This is a genomic window from Glutamicibacter sp. BW78 (genome assembly GCF_002332245.1).
Classification (GTDB): Bacteria; Actinomycetota; Actinomycetes; order Actinomycetales; family Micrococcaceae; genus Arthrobacter_H; species Arthrobacter_H rhombi_A.
Map to the genome: position 1 here is coordinate 70,811 of NZ_NRGU01000006.1, position 26,454 is coordinate 97,264.

General features: G+C 61.8%; 27 protein-coding genes and 1 pseudogene. 14 read left to right on the forward strand and 14 right to left on the reverse strand.

From position 1 onward, the window contains the following. Positions 1 to 12 precede the first annotated feature (12 nt). Complete coding sequence (locus tag CIK75_RS00425) at positions 13 to 804, reverse strand: ABC transporter ATP-binding protein (protein ID WP_087001182.1); 792 nt, start codon at positions 802 to 804, stop codon at positions 13 to 15. 109 nt (positions 805 to 913) lie between these two features. On the opposite strand from CIK75_RS00425, the gene serB reads away from it, so the two are divergent. Both serB and CIK75_RS00435 read left to right on the forward strand, forming a co-directional pair. Then, a complete protein-coding gene (gene serB / locus CIK75_RS00430) occupies positions 914 to 1,861 on the forward strand; it encodes a phosphoserine phosphatase SerB (protein ID WP_087001045.1) in 948 nt (315 codons plus the stop codon). 155 nt (positions 1,862 to 2,016) lie between these two features. After that, on the forward strand, positions 2,017 to 3,687 hold the full coding sequence (locus CIK75_RS00435; protein WP_241895166.1) for a VanW family protein: 1,671 nt from the start codon (positions 2,017 to 2,019) through the stop codon (positions 3,685 to 3,687). A gap of 89 nt (positions 3,688 to 3,776) precedes the next feature. Here CIK75_RS00435 and CIK75_RS00440 read toward each other — a convergent pair whose 3' ends face one another. Both CIK75_RS00440 and CIK75_RS00445 read right to left on the reverse strand, forming a co-directional pair. Beyond that, positions 3,777 to 4,520 carry an SDR family oxidoreductase gene (locus CIK75_RS00440; protein ID WP_087001041.1) on the reverse strand — a complete coding sequence of 248 codons (744 nt, stop codon included), beginning with the start codon at positions 4,518 to 4,520 and terminating at the stop codon, positions 3,777 to 3,779. Between the two features lie 143 nt (positions 4,521 to 4,663). After that, a complete protein-coding gene (locus CIK75_RS00445; protein WP_087001039.1) occupies positions 4,664 to 5,389 on the reverse strand; it encodes a beta-ketoacyl-ACP reductase in 726 nt (241 codons plus the stop codon). A 107-nt stretch (positions 5,390 to 5,496) separates the two neighbouring features. Here CIK75_RS00445 and CIK75_RS00450 point away from each other — a divergent pair, with 107 nt between their 5' ends. From CIK75_RS00450 to CIK75_RS00460, 3 genes are read left to right on the forward strand one after another with little or no spacing between them, the layout of a single operon-like run. Further along, on the forward strand, positions 5,497 to 6,024 hold the full coding sequence (locus CIK75_RS00450; protein WP_087001037.1) for a DUF3099 domain-containing protein: 528 nt from the start codon (positions 5,497 to 5,499) through the stop codon (positions 6,022 to 6,024). Then, a complete protein-coding gene (locus tag CIK75_RS00455) occupies positions 6,021 to 6,263 on the forward strand; it encodes a hypothetical protein (RefSeq protein WP_087001035.1) in 243 nt (80 codons plus the stop codon). The genes CIK75_RS00450 and CIK75_RS00455 overlap by 4 nt, the downstream gene beginning before the upstream one ends. Before the next feature lie 4 nt (positions 6,264 to 6,267). After that, on the forward strand, positions 6,268 to 7,161 hold the full coding sequence (locus tag CIK75_RS00460) for an SURF1 family protein (protein WP_087001033.1): 894 nt from the start codon (positions 6,268 to 6,270) through the stop codon (positions 7,159 to 7,161). Between the two features lie 72 nt (positions 7,162 to 7,233). Here CIK75_RS00460 and CIK75_RS00465 read toward each other — a convergent pair whose 3' ends face one another. Beyond that, on the reverse strand, positions 7,234 to 8,835 hold the full coding sequence (locus tag CIK75_RS00465; RefSeq protein WP_087001031.1) for an ABC-F family ATP-binding cassette domain-containing protein: 1,602 nt from the start codon (positions 8,833 to 8,835) through the stop codon (positions 7,234 to 7,236). A 476-nt stretch (positions 8,836 to 9,311) separates the two neighbouring features. Here CIK75_RS00465 and CIK75_RS00470 point away from each other — a divergent pair, with 476 nt between their 5' ends. After that, positions 9,312 to 9,527, forward strand: a complete 216-nt coding sequence (locus tag CIK75_RS00470; RefSeq protein WP_087001029.1) for a hypothetical protein — start codon at positions 9,312 to 9,314, stop codon at positions 9,525 to 9,527. Between the two features lie 74 nt (positions 9,528 to 9,601). Then, entirely contained in the window at positions 9,602 to 10,780 is a 1,179-nt protein-coding gene (locus tag CIK75_RS00475; protein WP_087001028.1) for an aminotransferase class I/II-fold pyridoxal phosphate-dependent enzyme, read from the forward strand. A gap of 250 nt (positions 10,781 to 11,030) precedes the next feature. On the opposite strand, the gene CIK75_RS00480 is transcribed toward CIK75_RS00475, so the two are convergent. From CIK75_RS00480 to CIK75_RS00500, 5 genes are all read right to left on the reverse strand, one after another. Continuing rightward, on the reverse strand, positions 11,031 to 11,372 hold the full coding sequence (locus CIK75_RS00480) for a metal-sulfur cluster assembly factor (RefSeq protein ID WP_087001026.1): 342 nt from the start codon (positions 11,370 to 11,372) through the stop codon (positions 11,031 to 11,033). 2 nt (positions 11,373 to 11,374) lie between these two features. Next, positions 11,375 to 12,133 (reverse strand): Fe-S cluster assembly ATPase SufC, encoded by a 759-nt coding sequence (gene sufC / locus CIK75_RS00485; protein WP_087001024.1) that lies wholly within the window; start codon positions 12,131 to 12,133, stop codon positions 11,375 to 11,377. A gap of 65 nt (positions 12,134 to 12,198) precedes the next feature. After that, on the reverse strand, positions 12,199 to 13,476 hold the full coding sequence (sufD, locus tag CIK75_RS00490; RefSeq protein ID WP_087001022.1) for a Fe-S cluster assembly protein SufD: 1,278 nt from the start codon (positions 13,474 to 13,476) through the stop codon (positions 12,199 to 12,201). 2 nt (positions 13,477 to 13,478) lie between these two features. Next, complete coding sequence (gene sufB / locus CIK75_RS00495; protein ID WP_087001020.1) at positions 13,479 to 14,939, reverse strand: Fe-S cluster assembly protein SufB; 1,461 nt, start codon at positions 14,937 to 14,939, stop codon at positions 13,479 to 13,481. Next, the gene (locus CIK75_RS00500) at positions 14,936 to 15,712 is read right to left on the reverse strand and encodes a metalloregulator ArsR/SmtB family transcription factor (protein ID WP_179204348.1); all 777 of its coding nucleotides are present in this window, start codon (positions 15,710 to 15,712) and stop codon (positions 14,936 to 14,938) included. Before CIK75_RS00500 ends, sufB begins: the two co-directional genes overlap by 4 nt. Before the next feature lie 138 nt (positions 15,713 to 15,850). Here CIK75_RS00500 and CIK75_RS00505 point away from each other — a divergent pair, with 138 nt between their 5' ends. From CIK75_RS00505 to CIK75_RS00525, 6 genes are all read left to right on the forward strand, one after another. Beyond that, positions 15,851 to 16,804 carry an ABC transporter ATP-binding protein gene (locus CIK75_RS00505; RefSeq protein WP_241895167.1) on the forward strand — a complete coding sequence of 318 codons (954 nt, stop codon included), beginning with the start codon at positions 15,851 to 15,853 and terminating at the stop codon, positions 16,802 to 16,804. 64 nt (positions 16,805 to 16,868) lie between these two features. Further along, positions 16,869 to 17,594, forward strand: a complete 726-nt coding sequence (locus CIK75_RS00510; RefSeq protein ID WP_241895173.1) for an ABC transporter permease — start codon at positions 16,869 to 16,871, stop codon at positions 17,592 to 17,594. Positions 17,595 to 17,640: 46 nt separating this feature from the next. Beyond that, positions 17,641 to 18,636 carry a COX15/CtaA family protein gene (locus tag CIK75_RS00515; protein WP_241895168.1) on the forward strand — a complete coding sequence of 332 codons (996 nt, stop codon included), beginning with the start codon at positions 17,641 to 17,643 and terminating at the stop codon, positions 18,634 to 18,636. 356 nt (positions 18,637 to 18,992) lie between these two features. Next, positions 18,993 to 19,166, forward strand: a complete 174-nt coding sequence (locus CIK75_RS16105; RefSeq protein WP_158225840.1) for a hypothetical protein — start codon at positions 18,993 to 18,995, stop codon at positions 19,164 to 19,166. Positions 19,167 to 19,446: 280 nt separating this feature from the next. Further along, entirely contained in the window at positions 19,447 to 19,767 is a 321-nt protein-coding gene (locus CIK75_RS15950) for a hypothetical protein (protein ID WP_143269305.1), read from the forward strand. A gap of 132 nt (positions 19,768 to 19,899) precedes the next feature. Then, the gene (locus tag CIK75_RS00525; RefSeq protein ID WP_087001012.1) at positions 19,900 to 20,442 is read left to right on the forward strand and encodes a GNAT family N-acetyltransferase; all 543 of its coding nucleotides are present in this window, start codon (positions 19,900 to 19,902) and stop codon (positions 20,440 to 20,442) included. Between the two features lie 322 nt (positions 20,443 to 20,764). On the opposite strand, the gene CIK75_RS00530 is transcribed toward CIK75_RS00525, so the two are convergent. From CIK75_RS00530 to CIK75_RS00545, 4 genes are all read right to left on the reverse strand, one after another. Beyond that, positions 20,765 to 21,124 carry a DUF1801 domain-containing protein gene (locus CIK75_RS00530; protein WP_087001010.1) on the reverse strand — a complete coding sequence of 120 codons (360 nt, stop codon included), beginning with the start codon at positions 21,122 to 21,124 and terminating at the stop codon, positions 20,765 to 20,767. A 52-nt stretch (positions 21,125 to 21,176) separates the two neighbouring features. After that, entirely contained in the window at positions 21,177 to 21,788 is a 612-nt protein-coding gene (locus tag CIK75_RS00535) for a hypothetical protein (protein WP_087001008.1), read from the reverse strand. A gap of 308 nt (positions 21,789 to 22,096) precedes the next feature. Beyond that, a complete protein-coding gene (locus CIK75_RS15955) occupies positions 22,097 to 22,753 on the reverse strand; it encodes a DNA-binding protein (protein WP_143269304.1) in 657 nt (218 codons plus the stop codon). Between the two features lie 690 nt (positions 22,754 to 23,443). Continuing rightward, positions 23,444 to 23,659, reverse strand: a complete 216-nt coding sequence (locus CIK75_RS00545; RefSeq protein ID WP_143269303.1) for a hypothetical protein — start codon at positions 23,657 to 23,659, stop codon at positions 23,444 to 23,446. A 900-nt stretch (positions 23,660 to 24,559) separates the two neighbouring features. Here CIK75_RS00545 and CIK75_RS00550 point away from each other — a divergent pair. Next, positions 24,560 to 25,191: pseudogene (locus CIK75_RS00550) on the forward strand (recombinase family protein). Positions 25,192 to 25,465: 274 nt separating this feature from the next. Here CIK75_RS00550 and CIK75_RS00555 read toward each other — a convergent pair. Continuing rightward, positions 25,466 to 26,449, reverse strand: coding sequence for a heme o synthase (locus CIK75_RS00555; protein ID WP_087001002.1), 984 nt, complete (start codon positions 26,447 to 26,449; stop codon positions 25,466 to 25,468). Positions 26,450 to 26,454 lie beyond the last annotated feature (5 nt).

Genomic DNA, 26,454 nt, shown 5'->3' on the forward strand with positions numbered 1-26,454 from the left:
GCTGGGTTGGTCCTAGGCGCCGTGTCGGGCGACGGCCGTGTAACGGCCCTCGTCAACGCGCAAGCGCAGGTCCAGCTCGAAAGTCTCCGAGAGGTTGGCTTCGGTCAGTGTCGTGGCGATGGGCCCGGCCGAGACGATCTTGCCCTCGTGGAGCAGCATCGCGTGGGTGAAGCCCGGAGGGATTTCTTCGAGGTGGTGGGTGACCAGGACCATGGCCGGGGCCTCTTCGTCGGCGGCGAGCTCCGAGAGGCGGGCCACCAGATCTTCGCGTCCTGCCAAGTCCAGTCCGGCGCCGGGTTCGTCCAGGAGCAACAGCTCCGGGTCGGTCATCAGCGCCCGGGCAATCTGGACGCGCTTGCGTTCGCCGTCGGACAAGGAACCGAATTTTCTGTTGATCAGGGTGGACATGCCCCAGTCGTGCAGCAAGGAGAAGGCCCGGCGCTCGTCCATGGGCTCATACTGTTCGCGCCAGCGGCCGGTGGTGCCGTAGGAGGCGGTAACCACGGCGTTGAGCACCGTTTCGTGGGCGGGGATATGGGTGGCCAGCGCACCCGAGGACAGGCCGATCCGTGGACGCAGTTCGAAGACATCGACGCGTCCGAGGGTTTCGTCAAGAATCTCAGCGGTACCACGTGTGGGGTGCATCCGGGCGGCGGCGATCTGCAACAGGGTGGTTTTCCCGGCCCCGTTGGGACCCAGAACGACCCACCGTTCGTCCTCCTTCACCTGCCAGTCGATGCTCGTCAAGAGGTTCTTTTGACCCCGGACCACGTCGATACCGGTAAAGGAGAGCACATCATTCATGATCAAAACACTAAGGCAATACCTAGGTGATCGGCCAAATGCTACCGGTGCGCCGCCTCACCGCGTCGCGAAGTAGCGCTGAGGAGTCCCAGCAGATAAGAATCGTTCCATGAAGATCAGCAGGTACCTCATCTCGCATCAGCGCCTCGCCCCCTCCCCTGACCACAGCGTGGAGAACCGCGCGGCATCCGACGGGCGGCAGGCCAACGCACTGGACCCATCCCAGCTCGAGGCCCTGCTGGAGGCCCACGGGTTCACGGTGGTTTCCTCCACTGGCTTCTCGGGGCCCGGTTACCGAGGAACACGCAGGGCTCTGGCTCGGAGGACGCCGGAAGATTCCCCCGGCGCACAAACGAAGGCCTTGCTGGAACGGCTTGTTGATGACGTTGCCTGGCACGCCGTGGTGCCCGCCACGCTCTTTGAGGCCCCCCGCAAACTGCTGGTGATGGATGTCGATTCCACGTTGATCCAACAAGAGGTCATCGAACTGCTGGCCGCCCATGCTGGACGTGAGTCTGAAGTCGCCGCTGTCACCGAGGCGGCCATGCGCGGGGAATTGGACTTCGCCGAGAGCCTCCACGCCCGGGTCGCCACCCTGGCTGGGCTGGATGCCGGGGTCGTCGAACAGGTGCGCGCCTCCGTCGTCCTTTCACCTGGAGCCCGGGAACTGATCGAAGCCTGCCATGCCGGCGGCCACCTGGTGGGCGTCGTCTCCGGCGGCTTCCTCCAGATCCTCCGGCCCCTGGCCGAGGAATTGGGCCTGGATTTCGCCTTGGCCAACGATCTGGGCGTCACGGCGGGCCGGCTCACCGGAACCGTCCACGGAGCCGTCGTCGATGCAGCCGCCAAGGAGTCATCCCTCAGGGCGTGGGCCGCCGAGGCTGGCATCCCCCTCGAACACACCATCGCAGCTGGTGACGGTGCCAATGACGTGCACATGGTCCGTGCCGCGGGACTCGGAATCGCCTATGGCGCGAAGCCTGCCTTACGAGCGGCCGCCGATGCCGTCATTGACCTGCCGCGCCTGGACATCGTCCGGCATCTGGCGGGTATTTGATCATGACGATTGCATAACTACCTGACCCGGGGGGCACGTGCAGCACTATAGCGCGTGTCCGCGGCGCTAGGATTTTCTGTGGTGCGCGTTCCGACGGGCGCACCGCGTCGATGAACATGGAGCATTCGCGGGTAATGATGCGGGACAAGCAAGGCATGAGCAAGAAGAAAAAGGGCTGGCTGATGGGCGGGGGTGCCGTCATCATCGTGGCTGCAGCCTACGCAGGCGGGGCCTCGCTGCTTGACGACCAGATACCCCAGGGAGCCACGGTTCACGGGGTAGAGATCGGCGGTCTCAGCAGTTCAGATGCTGCCGCACGTCTGCACCAGAAACTGGACCCGTTGGCTTCAGGCCCGATCAAGATCACCGCCGGGGAGCAGTCCACCTCCCTGACCCCCGACCAGTCCGGATTGGGGCTGGACATCGATGCCACCCTGCAGGGCAAGACCGGGTACACCCTGAACCCGGTGGTCCTCTTCCAGCGGCTCACCGGTGGCGCCGCCATCGAACCGGTTCTGACCCAGGATGACGACGAACTGCACGCAGCCGTTGAAAAGCTTCGCCCGCAGCTCGACAAAAAAGCTAGCGAAGGCGAGATCGCCTTCAAGGATGCCACCGTCGATTACCAGAAGCCGACGACCGGCCAAACGGTCGAGGCGGATCAGGCGGTGGAGAACATCGAGAATTCCTGGTTCGGCGCCAGCGAACCCATCGAGGTGCCCACCTCGACGGTTGACCCCAAGACCCCAGCTTCGGCCTTCGAGAAGGTCCGTGACGAACAGGCCAAGCCCCTGGTCGCCGGGAACGTCACCGTGGCCGCCGATGATTTGAAAGCCACGTTGAAGCCGAACCAGTTGGCTGAGGCGGCCTCCTTCAAGGTCGCGGACGGCGCCGTCACGATGTCCCTGGATCAAAAGAAACTTGCCGACCGGCTCCTGAAGGCCAACCCCAAGATGGCCTCCACGGCGAAGGATGCCCGCATCGTGCTGAAGGACGGCAAGCCGAAGATCATTCCGGCGGTCAAGGGCCACGGCGTCGACACCAAGGATCTGAACCAGAAGATCCTCACCGCCGCGACGTCCGATTCGCGGACCGCGAAGATCAACGTCTCCGTGACCGAGCCGGAACTGACCACGGCCAAGGCGAAGAAACTGGGCGTCAAGGAAGAGATCGTCAAGTTCTCCACCCCGTACCCCACCTACGACACCGTCAGGACGAAGAACCTGCGTGCCGGCGCCTCAAAGCTCAACGGTGTCTTGGTCATGCCCGGTGACACGTTCTCGCTCACCAAGGCCCTGGCACCCATCACGGAGGCCAACGGCTACTTCAAATCCGGCGTGGTGGAGAACGGTTTCTCTTCCGAAGCCATCGGTGGTGGCCTGTCGCAGATCTCCACCCAGTTGTTCAACGTCGGATGGCTCGGTGGGATGGAAGACGTGACCCACCGCCCCCATAGCCGCTGGTTCGACCGCTACCCGGCCGGCCGTGAGTCCACCCTGTGGGAGGGTCAGATCGACATGGCGTGGAAGAACAACACCGGTCACGCCGTGATGATCCAGGCATGGGTGACCGACAGCCACGTCAACACCCGCCTCTGGGGAACGAAGAAGTACAAGGTCACCTCCAAGACCTCCGAGCACTACGACCGGACCAACCCGAAAACCGTTTATAACGACGCCGAGAAGTGCGTCTCGGAGTCCGGCGGCCAAAAGGGCTTCTCCGTTGACGTCCACCGGACCCGGACTGCGGGTGCTGAAACCCTGAAGGACAGCCTGCACTGGACCTACCAGCCGTGGAATAAGGTCGTCTGCGGCAAGAAGCCGTAGCCCCCGAAGCGACAGAAGGCGGCGGCACCACCTGGTGAAAGGTGGTGCCGCCGCCTTTTGCGATCTACACGCGAGGGGTCGAGCCGGTATTAGTCGAGGAAGTGTCCCGCTCCCCCGGCGTATTGCGTATGACCGGTCGGGACGTCTGCGGTGGCCATCCCGGCCACCTCGACCCCGAATTCCTGGACGGTCAGCAGTTTGCCGGCCGCCTGCCGACGCTCCTCGATGGCCCCCGGCTGGGCGCGGTCCAGCAGCGTGGCGGTGACGGTCCCTTCGATCATGTCCCCGGAAATCACCACCAGCGAGATCCCCTGGGCGTCCAGCGCGGGGATCTGCTCACGCAACGCCAATTCCCCGGCGCGCTTCGAACGGGCCACGGGCTCGTAGGCGTCCAGGGTCGCCGTCTGATCGATGAAATGGGCCTGGTGGCTCGTCACGAACACCACCCGTGATCCTTCGGGCATGACGGCGGCCGCGGTGCTGAGCATGTTGACCTGGGCGTCACGGTTCAGGCGCAGTGCGTAGTCCTCACCGAGATCGGCTTCCATGCCACCCGAGGCGTTCAGTACCAGCACGTCCACCGAACCAAAGTTCTCCTGCGCTGCATCAACCAGCGACTGGGCGCCGCCTTCTGCCGTCAGATCGGCGCCGACGGCCACGGCCTGGCCCCCGGCATCGATGATGCTCTGGACGATCTTCTGGGCGCGCGGCGCCTTCTGCCGGTAGTTCACCACGACGGAGGCACCGTCTGCTGCGAGGTTCTTCGCCACCTCAGCGCCGATTCCCCGGGAGGACCCGGTGACTATGGCTGTTTTTCCGTTGAGTTTTGACATGAATTCTCCTAGTTGGGGTTCACGCGGGATGGCGCGGTTACGGCAAGGGGTGCCCGCGTGCACGGGCGCTTTCTTCCATCTTGCCAGCCCATCCGGCGTCGTACCGTTGTGGGAATGCTCCAAAGACGAACCGTTGGGTGACCTTAGTGGCCCATACCCAATCCTCCGTCGACGGGAATGACGGCACCTGAGATATAGGCGGCTTCGTCGCTGGCCAGCCAACGGACGACCCCTGCCACTTCGGCGGGCTCCGCGAATCGTGCCGCGGGAATCCCCGAGAGGTACTCCTTCTGCGTCTTTTCAGGCAGCGCGGCCGTCATATCGGTGTTCACGAACCCCGGAGCGACCACGTTGGCGGTGATACCGCGGGACCCCAGCTCACGGGTCAGGGAACGGGCCATGCCCACCAGGCCTGCCTTCGACGCGGCGTAATTGATTTGGCCGGCTGAACCCAGCAGGCCCACGACGGAGGAGATCAAAACCACTCGTCCCTGACGCTTCTTGATCATGCCCTTGGAAGCGCGTTTGATCACGCGGAAAGCGCCGGTGAGGTTGGTGTCGATCACCGAGCTGAAGTCATCCTCGTTCATCCGCAGCAACAGCATGTCCTTGGTCATGCCGGCGTTGGCGACCAGAACTTCGACGGGGCCGTGAGCCTGCTCGACCTCGGTGAAGGCGGCGTCGATGGACGCGGTGTCGGTCACATCGGCTTTGACCCCCAGCAGCCCCTCGGGCACCTCGCCGCTGCGGTAGGTGATGGCCACCTGATCGCCGTTCGCTTCGAATGCCCGGGCGATCGCCAGGCCAATCCCCCGGTTGCCCCCGGTGATCAGTACGCTGCGCGGAGTGGGCTGGGCGGTTTCGGTCATGGGTCCTCCAAGTCGGTGGGTCAACGATTCCGCACCATTCTAGCCGTGGAAGGTTCGGCGGATCGTCGTGACGGTGACACAATGGAGGGGAACACCATGGAAGAGACATGAGCCAGCATTCGCACCCTTTGAACCAGCCTGTCCCCGCCGGCCACCCGCAGCGGATCACCGACGCCGATGAGTCGCGCTCGGCGGACAGGCATTCCCGCACCGTCAAGTACACAATTTCGATGTCAGTGCGCATGGCCTGTTTCATTACTGCCTTTTTCGTCCACGGCTGGATTCAAGTGGTCATGTTGATTTTGGCGGTCGTCCTCCCGTATTTCGCTGTGGTCGTCGCCAACGCCAGTGGCGCGGACTTGGCCAAACGCACCGAGACGAACTACTACGAGGGCGGCCCGGGCGAACCCGCCATGCTGGACGGGGCACCGGCAGCCACCGTGGGCGACGACGATGCCCAGAGGCCCTCGGCCGAAGACCGCCGGGAGACGCCGGATGGCTCAGACGATGTGGACGAACCGGACCTGCTGTCCGGACACTGGTACGACCCCGAAGCCGATGCGGACGAGCCACCAGAAGGTCCCCCGCACCGGAACCACCACAGCCGCTCCGGCAACGAAAGGGAGCATGGATGAGCATCTTTGACCAACTCTCCGGCGTGGAGGGACCCGCTGTACCGAAGTGCTCGCGAAAGGGATGCCGGCTGCCGGCGCAGTGGCAACTGCTCTGGAACAACCCCCGCATTCACACCCCGGAGCGCCGGAAGATCTGGCTGGCATGTACCGACCACCGTGAGTGGTTGACCACCTACCTCACGGAGCGCGGTTTGTTCAAGGAATCACAACCGCTCCCCGACGACGCCCAGGAGGGCTGAATCCGTGTACAGATTCCTGGCCAGCACACGCTGGCTTGGCTGGCTGCTGCTGGTCTGCATCTTCGCTGCGGCCTGCGTGGGCTTGGGCAAATGGCAAATGAACCGGCTCGACGAGGCCCGCGCCGCCAACGACCTGGTCAAAGCCAACTACGATGCCCCGGCACTGGACTTCCAGCAGGCGCGCCCGTTCTTCAGCACGCTTCCGGAGGATCGGGCCTGGACCCCGGTCGACATGAAGGGCAGCTACCTCCCCGAGGACACCCGCATCGTGCGTAACCGCACGACCAATGGGCAGCCAGGTTATGAGGTCTTGGTTCCGTTCCAGACCGATGAAGGAACCCGGGTGATCATCGATCGCGGATGGTTGCCCATTGGGGACGACTCCGCCGGCAGGCCGGATGTGATTCCTGCTCCGCCCAAGGGCCAGGTGGACATCACTGCCCGGCTCAAGGTCGGCGAGCCAGCGGTCCGCCGTTCGGCCCCGAAAGGGCAGGTCGCCTCGATCGAACTTCCCGCGTTGGAAGAGGATCTCGGGTACCCGATCGCCACTGGCGCCTACGGAGTGATCGCCGACGAGAAGCCGTCCCCGGCCACGGCGCCCACCGCCTTGGAACGCCCCTCGATCGATGAGGGAAACCACCTGTCCTATTCCTTGCAGTGGTTCGCCTTCGGAGTGCTGTCCTTCATCGGGCTGGGCTACGCCGCTCGTCAGCAGGCCCGGCTTAATCGTGAGGATGCGCAGGAGGCGGCCGAAGCCGCCGCGGCCGGTACCGACGTCGTTCACTCCGCCTACCGGGCGCCCCGTCAACGTACCCACCGCAGGAAGGGCAATGAGCCCACCGATGAAGAGCTCGAAGATGCCTACCTCGACCGGTTCGAGGACCAGGCTCACCACTAGCGGGCCGAGCTTAAAGGAAGCAGCCCCGCCGGATTCACCGACGGGGCTTGCAGACCTTGAGGCCAGACTAACTCAGGCCAAGGTGACCAGGTCCAGATACCCTTCGTTCCACAGGTCCTCGTCGCCATCCGGCAACAAGACCACACGTTCGGGATTCAGGGCGGCCACAGCACCTTCATCGTGACTGACCATGACCACGGCGCCGCTGTAGTTGCTCAGCGCGTTCAGGATCTCGGCGCGGCTGGCCGGGTCCAGGTTGTTGGTCGGTTCGTCGAGGAGCAGCACGTTGGCGCTGGAAGCAACGATGGTGGCTAGGGCGAGACGCGTCTTTTCGCCGCCGGAGAGGACCCCGGCCGGCTTATTGACGTCGTCGCCGCTGAACATGAAGGAACCAAGGATTCCGCGCACTTCGGCGTCGCCGAGTTTATCCGGTGCGGATGAGCGCATGTTTTCCAGGACGGTGCGCTCGACGTCGAGCGTGTCATGCTCCTGGGCGTAGTAACCGACCTTGAGTCCGTGACCGGGAATGACTTCACCGGTATCGGGTTCGGCGACCCCGGCGAGCATACGCAGCAGGGTCGTCTTGCCGGCACCGTTCAGTCCCAAGATCACTACCTTGGAGCCGCGGTCGATGGCCAAATCCACGTCCATGAAGATTTCCAGGGACCCGTAGGACTTACTCAGGTTCTTGGCCATCATGGGTGTCTTGCCACAAGGATCCGGTTCCGGGAATCGCAACGCGGCGACCTTCTCCTGGGCACGAGCTTCCTCCAGGCCACCCATGAGGCGATCCACGCGCTTGAGCATGCTCTGCGCGGCGGAGGCGCCGGAGGCCCTGGCCTTCATCTTATTCGCCTGGGCCAGCAATGCTCCGGCCTTCTTCTCCGTGCTCGCGCGTTCACGCTTACGGGAACGTTCGTCGGTTTCGCGCTGCTCGAGGTAGCGCTTCCACCCGAGGTTGTAGAGGTCCATCGTCGCGCGGTTGGCGTCAAGATGGATCACCTTATTGACGGTCGCTTCGAGCAGGTCGGTGTCGTGGGAGATCACCATCAGCCCACCCTGGTGATTACGCAGGAACTCCCGCAGCCACGCCACCGAATCCGCATCGAGGTGGTTGGTGGGTTCGTCAAGCAAGAGTGTCTGGGCATCGGCATAGAGGATCCGGGCCAGTTCAACACGTCGGCGCTGACCGCCGGAGAGAGTGTCCAGTGTCTGATCGAGGAGTCGCTCGGGCAAGGCCAGGTTATTACAGATGGCCGAGGCTTCCGCTTCGGCGGCATAGCCACCACGCGAGATGAATTCTGCATCCAACCGGTCGTACCGGTTCATCGCCTTGGTCCGAACAGCCTCGTCTTCGCTGCCCATCTCATCGGTGCATTTGCGCAGCTTGGTCACGATCTCATCCATGCCACGAGCCGAAAGGATTCGGTCCCGGGCCAGCTGGCCCATATTCGGTGTCCGGGGATCCTGTGGGAGGTACCCAATGGATCCGTTACGCGCCACGGTCCCTCCGGTGGGCTCCGCTTCGCCTGCCAGAACGCGAGTCATCGTCGTCTTGCCGGCGCCATTGCGTCCGACCAAGCCGATCTTATCTCCCTGATCGATGCGGAAGTTGACACCCTCCATCAGGAGTCGAGCACCGGCGCGGAGCTCAAGGTCGGCAACGGAAATCAATGGGAACCTCTCAAATGGAATGTGATGCGCTGACACGCAACCTTTCCAGTGTACGCGTGCGAACGATGACCACCTAAGGCCAGAGCATCCCACGAGTGCCATCTCACCCCTCAAGGCTGGCTTGAACAGTGATCAAGCACCATGCCGTTCATGACTAATCCCTCGCTCGACACCCAGCGGCAGTCCACCGACCGCAGCAGGTGGGGTCTCCGCGACGTGGGTCTGATCTCCGTTTTCGTCGCCCGCGCGGCCACCCTGAACCTTATTCCTGCGATCCCCCTCGGGCCACAGGGCGTTCCCAGCACCTTGCAGCCCCTGGCTCTCTGCCTCGAGGCACTCTGCCTCGGCGGTCCACGAGGCTCTGTCAGCGTGCTGCCCTATGCCGTCGCCGGGGACGCGGTTCCTGGCCCTCCGGGCCTCCCACTACGCCGGGTGGGAGCCTCAACCTCGAACTCGCGGCATTGGCAGGCGGGCTCATGCTGCCTAGTATCCCCGCGATCCTGGGCTGCATCACCGACGTTTGCGTTGCTGCCCGTGCCCGGGGCTTGGGCCGGAATCCCATCGTCCTGGCCGGGCCCGTCGTGATCTCGGCCGACGTCTTCGCCCACCAGACCGGGGACGTGCTGGCCGCTCGCGGGATTCTTGAGCAAGGCTCTGCAGCAGAAGAAGCCGAGCACCTCCCCCACGCCTAAATGTACGTACTTTTTACGTGTACCTTGGGAACCAGAGTTACCCCTATTTTCTAAAGATTCAGCGAGGGACCCAGATGAGCCATGCCGACGACTTCGATGGCCTCTCGGAGCCAAAACTACGTCAAGCCGGCAGTAGGAAGTGGACGACGTACCCGGAGGCAATAGGGGCGTTCATTGCCGAAATGGACTTCGGTACGGCCCCACAGGTCCAGGCGGCGCTTCAAAAACCGGTAGGGACCGCCGCGCTCGGATACGTTCCGGTGACCGCAGTGGAGGATATGACACTGGCCTGTTCGGACTGGCTCGAAAGCGCCTACGGCTGGAACGTCCCAGCTGCTGATATTCGTCCCATATCGGATGTACTGGCCGGCATTGTCCTCGCGATCACCCACTTCTCGGCCCCCGGCTCCGCGGTCGTCCTTCCGACCCCCGCCCACATGCCCTTCCTGAAAATTCCAGCCAGTCTGAATCGTCGAGTCATCCAGGTGCCGATGACTTTCGACGGCAACAACTGGAAGCTCGACCTGGAGGGGATCGACGCCGCCTTCGCCGCGGGCGGCGGCCTACTGATCTTTTGCAACCCGCATAACCCGATCGGGAAGGTTTATTCGCGTTCCGAGATGCTGGAATTAGCCGAGATCGTGGAAAAACACGGCGTACGAGTCTGTTCCGACGAGATTCATGCCCCACTGGTCTTCTCGAGTAGTCGCCACATACCGTACGCATCTATTTCAGCGGCGGCCGCCGGCCATACAATCACCCTGACGTCTGCCACCAAAGCCTGGAACATGTCGGGCCTCAAATGTGCACAGATCATCTTCAGCAATACAGCAGATCAGGAAACCTGGTCCTCGGTGAGCTTTATGGCCGAACACGGCGTCGGGCATTTGGGCATCCTGGCGACGACAGCGGCGTACCGCGAAGGCAAGCCGTGGCTCGATGAGGTGATGACGTACCTGGATCGAAACAGACGTCTTCTGGCCGAACTGCTCGCCGAGCAGCTCCCAGGGGTCAGCTACAGCGCCCCGGAAGGTACCTACCTTGCCTGGCTGGACTGTCGGGAACTGGAGCTTGGCGACCACCCCGCTGAGTTCTTTCTCGAGAAGGCGGCAGTGGCCTGCTCCGACGGCGCCACCTTTGGAGACAACGGTGCTGGGCATCTTCGATTCAACCTCGCCATGCCAACGCCGCTGCTCGAACGTGCCGTACGACAGATGGGCGAGGCTTTCCGGAAGGCCAACACGGCGAACTAAGGCCTCCCGTCGGGTATGGGGTGGCCGCCCGATTCCCGGCTACCGATGCAGGATGGTCATCGAAGGACTTATCGTCTGGTTTGCGTGGCCCCTCTCCCGCCATCAACCGCGCCCAGACCCTGCTCTTCACAGCCCGAGGGCAGCGGCAGATTAAACACCGATGCTCCCACCGCTCAAGGCGGTGGGAGCATCGGTGAGGCGTCCTGTCGAAGGCTTCCTCAGAGGCCTTCAACCGGATCCAATGAACAAACTAGATGTTGAAGCCGAGGGCTCGCATCTGGTCTCGTCCATCGTCGGTGATCTTCTCAGGTCCCCACGGCGGCATCCAGACCCATGTCAGGCGGTGCTCGTCAACGACGCTGCTCATCGCTTGGCCAACCTGCTCCTCGATGATGTCGGTGAGCGGGCAGGCCGCGGACGTCAGCGTCATGTCAATCAGCAACGCACCGTCGTCGGCATACTTGAGTCCGTAGAGCAAGCCCAGATCAACGATATTCACCCCGAGTTCGGGGTCAATCACGTCTTTGAGTGCCTCCTCGACGTCCTCCAGCGGAGTGTGGGTCGAGCCGTTTGCTTCGTCGGTGGTGCTCATGACTAGGCCCCGACGGGGAGGAAGCGGTCGTAGCCCTCTTCCTCGAGACGGTCGGCAAGATCCGGGCCGCCCTGTTCGGCGATGTGGCCATCGACGAACACGTGGACGAAGTCCGGCTTGATGTACCGCAGGATCCGCGTGTAGTGGGTGATGAGCATGGTGCCCATCTCGTTGCCCTCGGCGGCGCGGTTGACGCCGTCGGCGACGACCTTCAGTGCGTCGACGTCGAGTCCGGAGTCGGTCTCATCGAGGATGGCGAACTTGGGCTTGAAGAGCTCGAGCTGCAGGATCTCGACGCGCTTCTTCTCACCACCGGAGAAGCCTTCGTTGACGTTACGACTGGCGAACTCCGGGTCGATCTTCAGGTTGGCCATGGCCGCCTTGACGTCCTTGGTCCAGTGACGCAGGCTCGGGGCTTCGCCCTCGATGGCCGTCTTGGCGGTCCGGAGGAAGTTCGTCATGGTCACGCCGGGTACCTCGACCGGGTACTGCATGGCCAGGAAGAGACCAGCGCGTGCGCGCTTATCAACGCTCATCGCCAACACGTCGTCGCCGTCGAGGGTGATTGACCCCGAGGTGACGTTGTAGCGCGGGTGACCCGCGATCGTGGAGGCCAGGGTCGATTTGCCCGAGCCGTTGGGTCCCATGATGGCATGTGTTTCACCGGTCTTGATGGTGAGGCTCACGCCCTTGAGGATTTCCTTGCTTCCCTGCTCGGTATCGATCGATACGTGCAGGTCCTTGATTTCCAGGGTAGACATTGGTGTCCGTTCTCTGACATGCCGGGCTGACCGGCGAGGTTCACTGGGTGGGAAAGGCCAAAGGCCTAGTTATCGGTGGCGGCGAGTTCTGCCTCGACCGTTTCGTTCAGGCGGTCCTGCAGCTCCTCGACACCGATCTGCTGAATGATCTCGTTGAGGAAGCCACGGACGACGAGACGGCGGGCCGTTTTTTCGTCGATGCCGCGGGACTGAAGGTAGAACAAGTGCTCGTCGTCGAAGCGACCGGTGGTGCTGGCGTGTCCGGCACCGGCGATGTTGCCGGTTTCGATCTCCAGGTTCGGGACCGAATCGGCCCGGGCACCATCGGTGAGGACCAGGTTCCGGTTGGCCTCGTAGGAGTCCGTGCCCTCTGCTAGAGCGCGGATGAGCACGTCGCCCACCCACACGGTGTGTGCGTCCTTGCCCTGCAACGCACCCTTGTAGAGGACGTTGGAGGTGCAATGAGGCTGGGCGTGATCCACGAACAAACGGTGCTCCAGGTGCTGGCCCGCGTCACCGAAGTACAGTCCAAACATCTCGGCAGTCGCGCCGGTTCCAACAAAGCGGGCCGATGGCGTCAGGCGAACCAGATCGCCACCGAAGGTGACCACAATGTGCTTGAGCTTCGCGTCCTTGGCCACATTGGCCTGCTGCGAACCAGTGTGGATGGCGTCGTCTTCCCAGGCTTGCACACTGACCACTGTCAGTTCTGCACCTTCCTGGACATCGATCTCGATGTTCTCGCCCACGACGGCGCTGCCGACGTGGTCGATGACGACGAGACCGCGGGAGTTCGGCTCCGCGACGATGACCAGGTGCTGGGCCGAGGCTTCCATGCCCGCACCGGTGTAGGTGAGGGTGGCCTTGACGTTTTCCGCATTGGCACCGATGGTCAGCACCGAAGCCTCTGCAGCCGCGTTCCACGCGTTGGCGGACACGCGGTCCTCGGGGATTCCGGCGGAACCGACGCGGGCGTCGTCCATGCCGACGGTCTCTACGGTCGCACCTTCGCTGAGCTCAGTACCCAGCGTCGGCGCCGTGCCCGTTGGAGCCTTCTTATGCAGTCCGCCCAAACGCTTGAGCGGGGTGAAGCGCCAGTCTTCCTCGCGGCCCGTCAGGGGCTTGAAGTCCTCCAGCTTGTAGCTGGTCAGGCGGCCAGCCCGTGATGAATCGGGAATGCCCGCTCCACCACCGTGGCTGTGCTCCTTGCTGGCGTCGCCGCCCAGCGGGGAACTGTCCTCATTCAGCGGCGAGAGGTTCTCGCCCTCTTCCGTGAATCCGGCGATGGCGGGCACGCCGTAACGTGGTTCCTTACCGGTGGTTTCTGTTGCGGTATCAGTCATGATTAACCGACGGATCCTTCCATCTGCAGTTCAATGAGGCGGTTAAGTTCGAGCGCATATTCCATCGGAAGTTCGCGGGAGATCGGCTCGACGAAGCCGCGCACGATCATCGCCATGGCCTCGTCCTCGGCCATGCCGCGGGACATGAGGTAGAACAGCTGCTCCTCGGAAACACGCGAGACAGTTGCCTCGTGGCCCATGGTCACATCGTCTTCGCGGACGTCAATGTAGGGGTACGTGTCCGAACGCGAGATCTGGTCGACCAACAGGGCGTCACAGACGACCGAGTTGCGCGAACCCTTGGCACCTTCGCGAACCTGGACCAGACCGCGGTAGCCCGAACGGCCACCGTTACGGGCAACCGACTTCGCCACGATCGACGAGGAGGTATTCGGTGCAATGTGCACCATCTTCGACCCCGTGTCCTGGTGCTGTCCCTCGCCGGCGAAGGCGATCGAAAGCGTCTCACCCTTGGCGTGCTCGCCCACCAGGTAGACGGCCGGGTACTTCATGGTGACCTTGGAGCCGATGTTGCCATCGATCCACTCCATGGTGGCGCCCTCTTCACAGATCGCGCGCTTGGTGACCAAGTTGTACACGTTGTTGGACCAGTTCTGGATCGTCGTGTAGCGGACGCGGGCGCCCTTCTTCACGATGATCTCCACGACCGCCGAGTGCAGGGAATCCGAATCGTAGATCGGGGCCGTGCAGCCTTCGATGTAGTGGACGTAGGAGTCCTCGTCGGCAATGATCAACGTGCGCTCAAACTGACCCATGTTTTCCGTGTTGATGCGGAAGTAGGCCTGCAACGGGATATCAACGTGAACGCCCTTGGGCACGTACACGAAGGAACCGCCCGACCAGACGGCAGTGTTCAGCGAACCGAACTTGTTGTCGCCCACGGGAATGACGGAGCCGAAGTACTCCTTGAAGACGTCTTCGTGCTCCCTCAGGGCAGTGTCGGTGTCCAAGAAGATGACACCCTGCTTTTCGAGATCCTCACGGAGCTGGTGGTACACCACCTCGGACTCGTACTGTGCGGCGACACCCGAGACGAGGCGGTTCTTTTCCGCCTCCGGGATGCCCAGCTTGTCGTACGTGTTCCGGATGTCCTCCGGGAGGTCTTCCCAGCTCGTGGCCTGTTTCTCGGTCGAGCGCACGAAGTACTTGATGTGGTCGAAGTCGATGCCCGAGAGGTCTGCACCCCAGGTCGGCATGGGCTTGCGATCAAAGTACTTCAGGCCCTTGAGACGCATGTTCAGCATCCATTCGGGCTCGCTCTTCTTTTCGGAGATGTCGCGAACGACGTCTTCGTTCAGGCCACGGCGCGCATTTGCGCCGGCGTCGTTCTTATCCGACCAGCCATACTCGTAGTTTCCGATCCCCTCGAGCTCCGGATTCTTTTCCAGAATCTCGGAGAGTACACCGGGGTCGGCGGTCTCCTGTGCCATCTGATCCGTCATCGCGGCCTTTCCTGCTTTGTCAGTTTGACTCGTGTTCTCTTCTCAGCTTGCTGAGGAGTCTGGTTGCGACCCAACGGGATGTGGGTCGTACAAACGTGTCCACCCGAGGCTAGTGTCGACAGTCGTCGGACGTCGACACCCAACAGGCGGGCAAAAACCTTGGTTTCTTCATCGCAAAACACCGGGAACTCCCGGGCCAGGTCCTGAATGGGGCAATGTCCCTGGCAGAGTTGGATGCTCTGCAACATGGCGGCCGGCTGGTTGAATCCCACGGCGCGTGTCGAGGCCACGAAGCCATCGCCACTGAGCGCCCCCGAGAGAGCTTCTGCGCGATCCTCCAAGGAGTCGCCAGCCGCTTCGACGATGGGGCGGTATCGCCGCTCCATCTCCGCAAAGCGACGTTCGGCGAAGGCAGCGACTGCTTCTTCGCCGGCCGTATTGGCGAGGTCGGTCAAGGCCGAGGTGGCGATGTCGAGGTAATCGTTGCCACGCTTCGACTGCCCACGATGGCTCAATACATAGCGTCTGGCTGGGCGCCCTGCCCCGGCCGGCTGGTTGGCCACGAGTTTGACCTCTACCAATCCATCACGACTCAGGGCGTCCAAGTGACGGCGGACGGCAGCCGGGGTGAACCCGAGGCTTTCGCCTAGTTCGGCGGCGCTGACCGGCCCCTGATGAAGCACGGCTTGCAGGACACGGTCACGGGTCCGCTCTTCGGGTTCGGGCGCCACCGGGGGTGCGACCGGCTTTACGGTCGCTTCCTGAGAGGGCAGCTGGGATGAATACACAACACAATCATGACCTAATCCCGTCGACTCCGCCAGTAAGGTGTGGCTTAGTTCCCGTCCAGCGTAAATCAGTGCCGCCGTGACGACGCCCCTGACCTTCTCTACGTGACGTAGAATGCTCGGGTGACAGCTATAGAACCCAGTCTCGTCGTCGAGTCTCTACGCAAGGACTTCGGCCCGGTCGCCGCACTAGATGGCCGCATGGTCCGGGTCCTCAACGGTATCTCACTGACGGCCCACCGTGGCGCGGTGACGACGTTGCTCGGCTCCAATGGTGCAGGTAAATCCACCACCCTCGCCTGCGCCCAGGGGCTCCTGCTCCCCGATGGCGGCACGGTTCGCCTGCTGGGGACCGACCCGGCCTCCGGAGGAAGCACGCTGCGCTCCCGCGTGGGCGTCATGCTTCAGGACGGCGGCCTGCCACCCTCCGCCAAACCCTTGGCCCTTTTGCGGCATGTCGCCAGGATGTATGCCCGCCCGGTCAACGTCGATGCCCTGGCCGAACGCCTCGGCATTGACTCCTTTGCTCACACCACCATCCGGCGCCTCTCCGGCGGGCAACGTCAACGTGTCGCCTTGGCAGCCTCCCTGGTCGGAAACCCCGACGTCGTCTTCTTGGACGAACCCAGCGCCGGGTTGGATCCGCAATCACGCCAAACCGTCTTCGAGCTGATTGAAGAGTTGCGCGAGCGGGGGCTGTGCATCGTTTTGACGACCCACCTGATGGAAGATGCCGAGCGCCTCTCCGACTACGTCTACATCATCGATAACGGCCGCAACGTCGCCCAGGGTACGGTCGCCGAGCTGACGGCCGAGGCCACCTCGTCGACGGATAGCCGCACCCTCTATTTCACTGCGGAGCCCGGGCTGACACCTCCCCGACTGCACGACGCCGTTTCCCTGATCGAGGAGGGGGCTGGCCAATACCGGGTCGAGGGGTTGCACTCCCCCGCCGGATTGGCTGAGATCACCTCATGGTGGTCTGCCCAGGGAATCTTCCCGACCTCGATCAGCATGGAACCCAAGAACCTCGAAGACGTCTTCCTGGATATCGCCCAAGGAGGCCACCGTGGCTGAATCAACCTCGTCACCCCTTCCCGAGGCCCCGGCAACCGCTCATCCCGCAGGCAACGCCGCCAGCCTGATCACGCGCATCTTCCGCCACGGTGGTTACGAAACCCGCGCCATGCTCAGCAACGGCGAGCAGCTCGTCCTCGCGGTGGCACTGCCCTTGCTGGCCCTTCTCGGGTTGACGTTCACCAGCATCCTCGACGGGGTCGCCGAACACCGTATCGACGCAGCCACGCCCGGCGTGCTCGCACTATGCGTGATGTCCACCGCCTTTACCGGCCAGGGCATTTCCACCGGCTTCGATCGGCGGTACGGCGTCCTGCGCTTTCTGGCCACGACCCCTCTGGGTAGGGCCGGGTTGATCTTCGGCAAGGCGTTGGCAGTGCTGGCAGTGCTGGTCGTCCAGGTTGTCCTGATCGGCGGGGTGGCACTGTTCCTGGGGTGGCGTCCCGAGCCGGCAGGCATCCCCCTCGGCGTGGTCCTGCTGATCCTCGGTGCCGCGGCCTTCACCTCCCTGGGCCTGTTGATTGCCGGCACCGTGAGGCCGGAAGCGACCTTGGCGATCACCAACCTGGCGTGGATCCTCTTGGCAGCAGGAGGTGGCATCCTGATCCCGGGCTCCCGGCTCCCAGGGGTGTTATCCGACGTCGTTGCCGTGCTGCCGTCGTCGGCGCTCGGGGATGCGCTCCGCGAGACTCTCATTAGTGGGAGCATGAATTTGGGTGCCATCCTGATCCTGCTGGCCTGGACGATCGCCGCAGGATTCGCCGCCACCCGCTGGTTCAAATGGAATTGACGCGCGCACGGCCACTCGCCCAGCGTCTCGAATGGAGAAAGACACTATGACAACCCCCATCGCCAGCCATTGGACCGACCGGCTACCGCCGATGTTGGGGCGCGGGGCCCGCGCGGTGGCAACCACCTATACGCGGGGGTACAACCGCCTTCCACTGTCCATCGGTCGGGGGATCCACCGCTTGGCGATCGCCTCCCTGATCACCCAGTCGATCCTGATCGTCTCCGGCGGTGCCGTCCGTCTGACAGCTTCGGGTCTGGGCTGTTCCCAGTGGCCGAACTGCATGCCCGGGACCATGACGCCGACCCCCGAAATGGGAATCCACGGGCTGATTGAATTCGGCAACCGGATGCTGACCTTCGTGCTGGCTGCCGTGGCGATTGCGATGATTATCTCTGTGTGGCGCATACGTCATACGCATCGCACGGTGTTCTGGCTGTCCATCGCCCTGTTGTGCTTCATCCCGATTCAGGCCGTCATCGGCGGGATCACCGTCTTGACGGACCTGAACCCGTGGGTGGTCAGCTTCCATTTCCTCGCCTCCATCGCGTTGGTGGCCGTGGCGACATTGCTGGTCAACCGCACCGGGAGGGAATCCCGTGGCGAAGACCTGGTGGCCTCAGGTCCGCTCACCGGCACCATGCGTTCCTTGGGATGGACCATCGCCATCACCTCTGCCCTGGCCCTGATTCTGGGAACAGTGGTCACCGGTTCGGGGCCGCATGCGGGAGATCCTTCCTCGCCCCGACACGGGTTCAATCTCTACCTCGTGACCCGTATTCACGTGGTCCCCGTCTATCTCCTGGTCATCGCGGCCGTTTTGGGGCTGTATCTGGTGTACCGGACCCATGCCGCGCGGGCCCTCAAGCGCGGGTACTTGATCCTGGTCGTTGCCGTACTGGCACAGGGCGCCATCGGTTACACCCAGTTCTTCCTCGGACTGCCCATTGGCGTCGTGCTTCTGCATATGGTCGGCACAGCCTTCCTGACAGCGGCCGCAACCAATGTATGGGACCGTTCCACCGGCGTCGTTCCGCTATAACGGCGCCCCGCCGACTGCCCGGCTCCTTCCCCATGGTGCAGGAACGGGGCCTTCAGGTCTCCACCCCGGGTCGGGTGCGGAATCACGCCGCGGGTTCCCGGGCCTGCAGTTGGCCGCTCCTCCCCGGCGCCCCATGAGACTGCGAATATTGCCCCGATGTCGTTTTTCAACGACGACTGCAAGGAAGTCGGAAGTCGTCTGCGCAACGAGTCCGTGTCCGTTTGGCAACGGTCTGCGAAGCGGGTGGCACAGACCCCGCTGGCGGCACTGTCCGATATCGCGGCTGCAGGCCGGTCGGCACAGCCTGCCTGGCTACGATGGTGGCGAACGAACGAACATCGAAAGGAATAGAGACGATGGACGGCATTGACCGAATCGAAGTCGACGAAGTGATCGTGAAGACCTTCGGCGAGTTGAAAAAGGCAGTAGACAACTACAGCAAAGGCAGCGTCGAGCTTCACAGTTCGGCATTGCGAGCGTTGACCTTGCTCCGTGAACAGGTCGTCGCGGACGAGCGAGGCCAAATCTAAATCACAAGGACCATGTCCGAACGCGATCGGCATGCATATTCTCCCGCATTGTCGGATCGGGCGGCCGTGACGTCCCCGGCTCCCGATTCGCTTGCGGAATTCTCTGCGACACACTGCTCATTCGTGGGTCTACTTGGAACCACAAAGCCTCGAAGTACCGGCCATGGAGTCCTGACGCTTTGCGTATAGGAAAATGCGGCATTTGCTGACGATGTTGCCCGGGAGGTTCAGGAACTCAACGCCCCCTGACTCGTCGGAAAGCAGGACTACCGACCTTTTCATGGGCGCGAATCATCAAGCGAAGCCGGTCAAGTTCGCGTGCTACCCCCGTGTCCGTGCGCCCTGCGCCCTGCGCCGTGCGCCGTGCGCCGTGAAGCATGAAACGCTGGGTATTATGCGTGACTCTCTGATCGGAATTCCGGGCCTGCTTGCCGCATTCGCCATGAACGCCATGCTGGATGTTTACACCGACGTGCCGATGCTCGTTCGTTGGGCTGTGGCAATTTTGGTTTCACTGTTCGTGACCTTCATCGTGGTCCGGTGGGGCCAACGCGTGAAGGAACGAGATGGCGGCGAAGCACTAGACCGTTGGAATAGCTGAGACGGTGGTGGCGTGATTGGCTGCCACACGTGAGGCAGAACCAGTCCCCCATCCCCGCGTTCAGCTACCCGCGTTGGTCCGCCGGTGAACGCTATGTGGGACTGTTCAAAGATTTGTAACTAGAATCTCCAAATGATTGCTGAGACGAACCGCTTGTTACTGGACCGCCCGACGATCGAGGACGCCGCTGGCTTGCACTTGATCTGTAGCGATCCGCGAGTCTGGGCTCATTTTCCAAGCCTTCGCCACACCCAAATCGAACAGACCCGCGTGATGTTGGATCGATGGATTGCCGCGTGGGACCGCGACGGGATGGGCACCTGGGTTGCAAGGAATCCCGCCAGCCAGACGATTATCGGCTATGGCGGCTGTTCCATCAAGCAAGATACCTTCTGGAATCTGGGATACCGCTTCGCCTTCGACGCACAGGGCCAAGGTTTCGCCACCGAACTCTCGCTTGAAGCCGTCAGGCAGGCGAAGATGAGCCACCACGGCCTCCCCATCGTGGCGTACTTGCTCGAACACAATGTGGCTTCAGCGCGGGTGGCAGAAAAGGTCGGACTCTCCCTAATACATCGGGACAGCGATGCTGGAAACCCAGATCCGAACGCGATTCGACTTGTCTATGCAGATCGACGGTTGAGCGCGGAAGAACTGTCGGAAATTCTGCAATAGCGAATCACGCACAACCTTCCATCCCCGCAGATACGCTTCGTTGCAGTCGGTCTACGGGGATGGGAAAGATCTTCCAGAATGACTCTCGATTGGCTGTTTGATCCCGCAACGGGCGTCCCGCATGAGCGGCCTCTCACTGTCCTGTAAGCCGGTCCTCCGGGCGGACGGCCTGAATGCCGATCGCGATGGGGTGAAAGAGATCGATGAGCCCGTCCGAGGGGGAACGCCTAGTGATACAGATTTACCTCAGCAAGAGGTTTTCGAATGCGCGGATCCGCCCCCCGCGGCCGCCGGGTGCGACGCCATGCCACCGGTGCGCCATCTACCCGCCCGGGGTATTGAGCTCGACGGCGGCATCCAGCAGCGCGGCAATGGAAACCCGGTCCAAGGGCCGGGCCTGGGTAATCTTGACCGTCCTCATCCGGAGGTCGTCGGTTTGCTCGAACAAGCCTTCCGAGTCCTCGAGCAGATAGCCCTTGTAGAAGTAGACGTTGATCCACGCCTTAGCTACGTACCACTTCACGACTGCGCCGTTGTAGTCGAAGTAGGGGTTGCGCCATTTGATGCTCTCTTCCAGCGGAGTCGGCAGCGCACGAATTTCCTCCAGCAGCACTAGGCAGGCGTCCCGCTGCCAGCCGACGGCGAGTCCAGATACGAACGCATCGACATCCACACTTGACATTCCACGAGTCTACGCGCGGGTCGTGCATCAGAAGTCCCGCACAACGAACCCTCTATGACCCCCCAGGATCGTCGTCGGAATGTAGTTGTTCGCCTTTATTGCCCCTGGCTCGATTCATCAACCGGCTAAACCAGCCGGTCGGATTTGGAGCAAAGACCGGCCAAGGGTGGGCATCCATCAATTGCTGGACAGAATCCATGGCCGCGTCGTAGTCCGCGCTTCGAAACTCCAGTTTTTCCGGGAAATAGACGAGCGGGTCTTCCTCGATGATCTCTGAATCCAAGACCTCATCGTCTGACGGCGGGTCTTCAGAATCGTCCCCTGCCCAGTGCGGTCCGCGCCAGGTCACTCGGTCGTGGTCACGCTCAAGCCAAACGGCAAAGGAACCGCAATCAATGTCCGCGTCGACCGAACAGACGGTGAGTTCAAGCTCGCCCTTCGACAATTCTGCGTTGGCCCTCAGCCCGGGATCTCGGTAGCCGGCCAGCCACTCCCTGACGCGGGACTTGGGGAAACGGCGCGCGAAGGGCGACAAGCCGACCAGTCGTTGACGCTGAACAAGATGCGGAACAGGTGCACCGTCCACAACGAGCTCAACTGCTTCGTATCCATCGCTCCAACAAGCGGTGATAGATGAGAATTCACGTGCCTGATCGTCAACCATGCATCAATTATTCCACCGCAAGGTGACCCGGATTCCTGTGACTCATAGGTTCCGTAAGCCGGTCCTCCGGGCGGACGGCCTGAATGCCGATCGCTATGGGGTGAAAGAGATCGATGAGCCCGTCCGAGGGGGACCTTGAACTGGACGGCAGCCAATGTTCGCCACTGGTGCAACTGGAATCTGCGGGTGCGATGGAACTTTCACGCTGAACGGTATTTGTCCGCCCCGTTCTATGGGGCTCGCGTGATGCTCGTGGATATCAGTCCGGTGACGGGCGCGTGGTTGATGATTTCGGTAACGTCGCTGATCTACGTGATCCAGTCATGGACTTCTGGTGAAACGAGCATGAAAAGAGAATTCATATCTGCCAGACGGCTCGTGACGCTGGTTGAGGCGCTAGCGACAGGTTCAAGGTGGGCCAGCCGGTTTCGTAGGCTTACCACGGACTCCAGAAACTTTGCGACATCGGCCCGGGCTGTTCCGCGTGGAAATGCCTTGTGCAGATAAGGAGTCCAGAGTGTACTTTCACGTGCCCTTGGTGTGATCAGGAATTGCCAAAACCCGAATGACAGTCTGGCCATGACTATCCCGTGGGTAGCTGCGGCACCGATATCGCGTTGAGCGCTATGAAGCAGCTTCAACCCGTCGCTGTTGAGTCTCCGTTGCCTGAGACGAACTCGCTGTGCGCCGTTTTCCAGGTGCAACCAACCAGGTTCTGGCTCTGCTGCCCAACCAGGAAAGTCCGGCGCCAGCTGGGCGTCAAAGGCGTTTCGAACAGCGACCTCCACATGGGCCAGATCGCGGAGGATTGCTGACGATAGTTCAGAGTTCCATGCGCAGATTTCCATAGCCAACAAGTGGTCACCGGACGCTAAAGCCAGATACTTTTCGTACCGGTGTTGCGATAGCCACGCCACGGCCTGTTCTGGCGCGGGAATGTTGACGTGTGGCAATCCTTCAGGCATAAGTAGTAGACTACAGGGGCACTACGGGATCGGTCCTCTGGTCAATGGTCAGCCATTCGATTAGGCAGCGTAGTGCATAGAAAGAATTGAAGGGCCCATCGTCACGATGGGCCTTTTCTTTTCATGCTGGCTTCAACTGAGCCGGCGCTCCTCAGGGAATACACGTCTTTCCCAAAAGATATGTCAGCCTTCAACACGTGACTGCACAAGTGTCGATAGGCTTTTCACCAGCACTTCCGCGCCCGCAAGGGAACCTTAAGCGGACGCTTTCAACGTGTCCACAAAAGGAGGCGGCCAACCTTGACAACGTTCCCCTGCTTCCATGCTCTCAACCAAAGTCTGATCCCGAAGCAATGGCTCCAGTGAGTCATAGCCGACGTTTCAACCAGGCGAACGAAAACTATGTTGAGCTGCCTTGCTCTCGTCCTGATGGTCATCAGTCTGGCACTCAGGCTGTTCCTATGTGATGTGGAACCTGGATCGCCATAGCCTCGGATTTCAAGCTCTTGCAACCGTGATCGTGATCGTCTTGCTGGTACGGATTGTCCGTGGCCATCGTGATGAATGCCGGCGAGAACACGGCAAGGGCCCAGCCCGATGAGGCTCCTGCCGATTGCGGTTTCAGGGGACCGAACAGCGAAGCGGCATCTTGACCCACATGCTGGTGGGCGATGACAGAAGGCCGATGTACTACTTGCGGCTCTTGGTCACGACGATAGGCAAGGTGATGGCCGTCATGAACATCCCGATGGCTCCAGTCCATCCGAATGCTGACCGAAAGTCCTCGGCGAGCAACCCGACGACCAGCCCGACCACCAGACTCAAAAGAAATCCGATCCCAATCAGAGCGAAGGCGGTCGCCAGGGGCCGGTCGTCGTCGATGATTCGAGCGATTGAAATAGACATAATTCGATGGTACATGCAGTAGGACTACGGCGTAGTTCCCCGCATCTTTGTCAAAGACGACTGCACAGAATCTCCAAAGTCGTCTGGACTGCGACCTCGTGCCTGCAAGAGGAACCCACTGCGGGATGGTGCTCGCGGGCGCCACACGTCCAACAATTTCGATTCAGCTGCTTGTCGTTCAATCCGCGAATCCCCAGCGGGCGAGCAGCAAGGATCAGTTTGTTCCGACCGAATGACGGTCTCTTCTGGGCATACTCTTCAGCGCGCTCAGGGGAACCGTCGCAAGGATCAATCCAGCAAAGACAGAAACCGCAGCCAGAACTACACCGTTGGCCAAGAGCTGGTATGAAGACCACGCGATCTGAAGCACACAAGCCGTGGCTGAAACCCAAGCAGTGCCCAGGATAGTCGGGCCAGCGTGGACCGCACCAGACTCCCGTGACACGGTTCTTGCAACAACAGCAATCTGGACCGATAAAGCGACAGCGACAAGGGCAATGACGATCCCGACAATGATTGCTGGTATCCAAGTGCTGACCAGGGCAAGGACAGCGGATCCCACCAAGGTACCGACTAGAACCCTTAGCCTTGGGTTAGTGGTTTTTCGTTCCATGGTTACTCCCAGCCCTTCTGCCCACTTGGTACCGCCTGTGGGGCTATTCTACAAATGCTTCATGACCTTGAGCTACGGCCTAGAGAGCTGCATTCCTGTCTGCGACTCGGCTCAAGCATAGGGGCTCATCGTTTTCCATCGTCTATTGTACGGAGCGTCCTAAGACCTCGGGACGGCGATCCCGTGCCCGCAAGCCGGTCCCCCTCCGGAGGCCACCGCTCAGAATGACAGCTACCTAGAGCACTGAGCCGCCATCGTTCCGTAAGGCCCGTCCGCAGCCTTGTCCAATGAAGGGGCCCTCATGTGACACGCTTATCTGCAGGTCTGAGAACATCACCGGCTATGCACGAGTGTCCGCCGAAGAGCAAGAACTCACCGCACTGTGTGATGCCCTGGTAGCCCTCGGCGTCGAGCCGGAACGCATCTAGGTTGATCACGGGTTTACCGGCACCAATAAGAATCGTGCTGGCCTACGCGGAGCCTTGGCCGCGTGCCGCGCGGGGATACCTTCGTCGTTACCAAGCTGGATCGCCTAGCCCGTTCCGTCCGGGACGCTCATGAAATTGCCGATGACCTCGCCAGGCGCGAAGTCAAACTCAGCATCGGCGGTTCCGTCCATGATCCTTCTGCTCCAATGGGCAAACTGCTGTTCAACGTGTTGGCGATGATCTCCGAGTTCGAAGTTGACCTTATTCGGATGCGCACCCGCGAAGGAATGAAGGTTGCCAAGGCCAAGGGGCGGCTTCGGGGCAAGCAGCCCAAACTCTCAGCGAAGCAGGAAGAGCACCTCCTCGAACTGCACATCGCGGGGAAACACAGCAAGGCCGAGCTGGCTGAGCTGTTTAGCGTCGGTCGCTCCACTGTCTATCGGGCCATCGCACGCGGGCAGCTGCGCAACGCAAACCACGACAACCCCTGACATTCTGTGCTGTTCACTTCTGACATTATCTGGGCTCGACTTCGAACAATGAGTTGCTCACAGTCGTCAGCGCACACGTGGCACTGTGATCCAGCACCTGCAGTGGTCTGCGAAAACCGCCACAGCGCCCACGGCCCCCGACGTTCACAAGGAAAACATGCAGACCAACGCCCTGAACCGCCGCGGGCAAGACGACGCCTGCCGTCCAGCGTGGCAAGTCAGAGTCGAAAAGGCCGACCCCCACAGTGCGGGGGCCGGCCTTTGAGCAGAAGGTTTAGCCGAAGATCGGTGTCCCGACGAACGGGTCGATGGCCAGGCCAACGAACAGGATCGTGAGATAACTGATGGAGATGTGGAAGACCTTCATCGCCTTGCGGTTCATGTCACGGGGAAGGTGTTCACGTTGTGCTTCGCGGTAGAGCACATGCGATTCGAAAATGAACCAACCACCGGAAACTGCTGCCAAGACCGTGTAGACGATGCCGGCGTCGCCCATCGGAACCAGCAGCAAGGAGCAGGCGACGGTAGCCCAGGCGTATAAGACAACTTGGACGGAAACGGTCCGGGCACCGGCGATGGCACCGAGCATCGGAACATGGGCGTTGTTGTAGTCGTCGGCGTACTTCATCGACAACGGCCAGTAGTGCGGGGGTGTCCAGAGGAAGATGATCAAGAACAGGATGATGGCCGGCCACGCCAAGGTGCCAGTCACGGCAGCCCAACCGATGAGCACGGGCATACACCCGGCAATACCGCCCCAGACGATGTTCTGCGAGGTGCGGCGCTTGAGGATCAGCGTGTAGAAGACGACGTACAGCAGAATTGCTGCCAGCCCCAGGACCGCAGTGAAGAGGTTGGCTCCAGCCCACAGGATCGCTATCGAGGCCAGGCCGATCACGAAGGAGAAGATCAAAGCTTCGCGCGGAGTGGCCTCGCCGGTCACCAGGGGCCGCTTCGAGGTCCGGTGCATGAGCCGGTCCATATCCCGGTCGAAATAGCAGTTGAAGGCACCGGCGCTCCCGGCGGCCAGTGCACCACCGACAAGGGTGGCCACGATGGTCACCAGATCGGGGAATCCACGCTGCGCGAAAATCATGGTCGGCAGCGTGGTGACCAGAAGCAGTTCGATGACTCGCGGCTTGGTCAGGGCCACATAGGCCCGGGCCTTGCGTCCGATGAAACCACCCAGGGGTTCATCGGTTTGACGTGACGCACGAGGTGCGAGCTCTACGTCGGTCGGTACGGTCTTCACGGACATGCCAC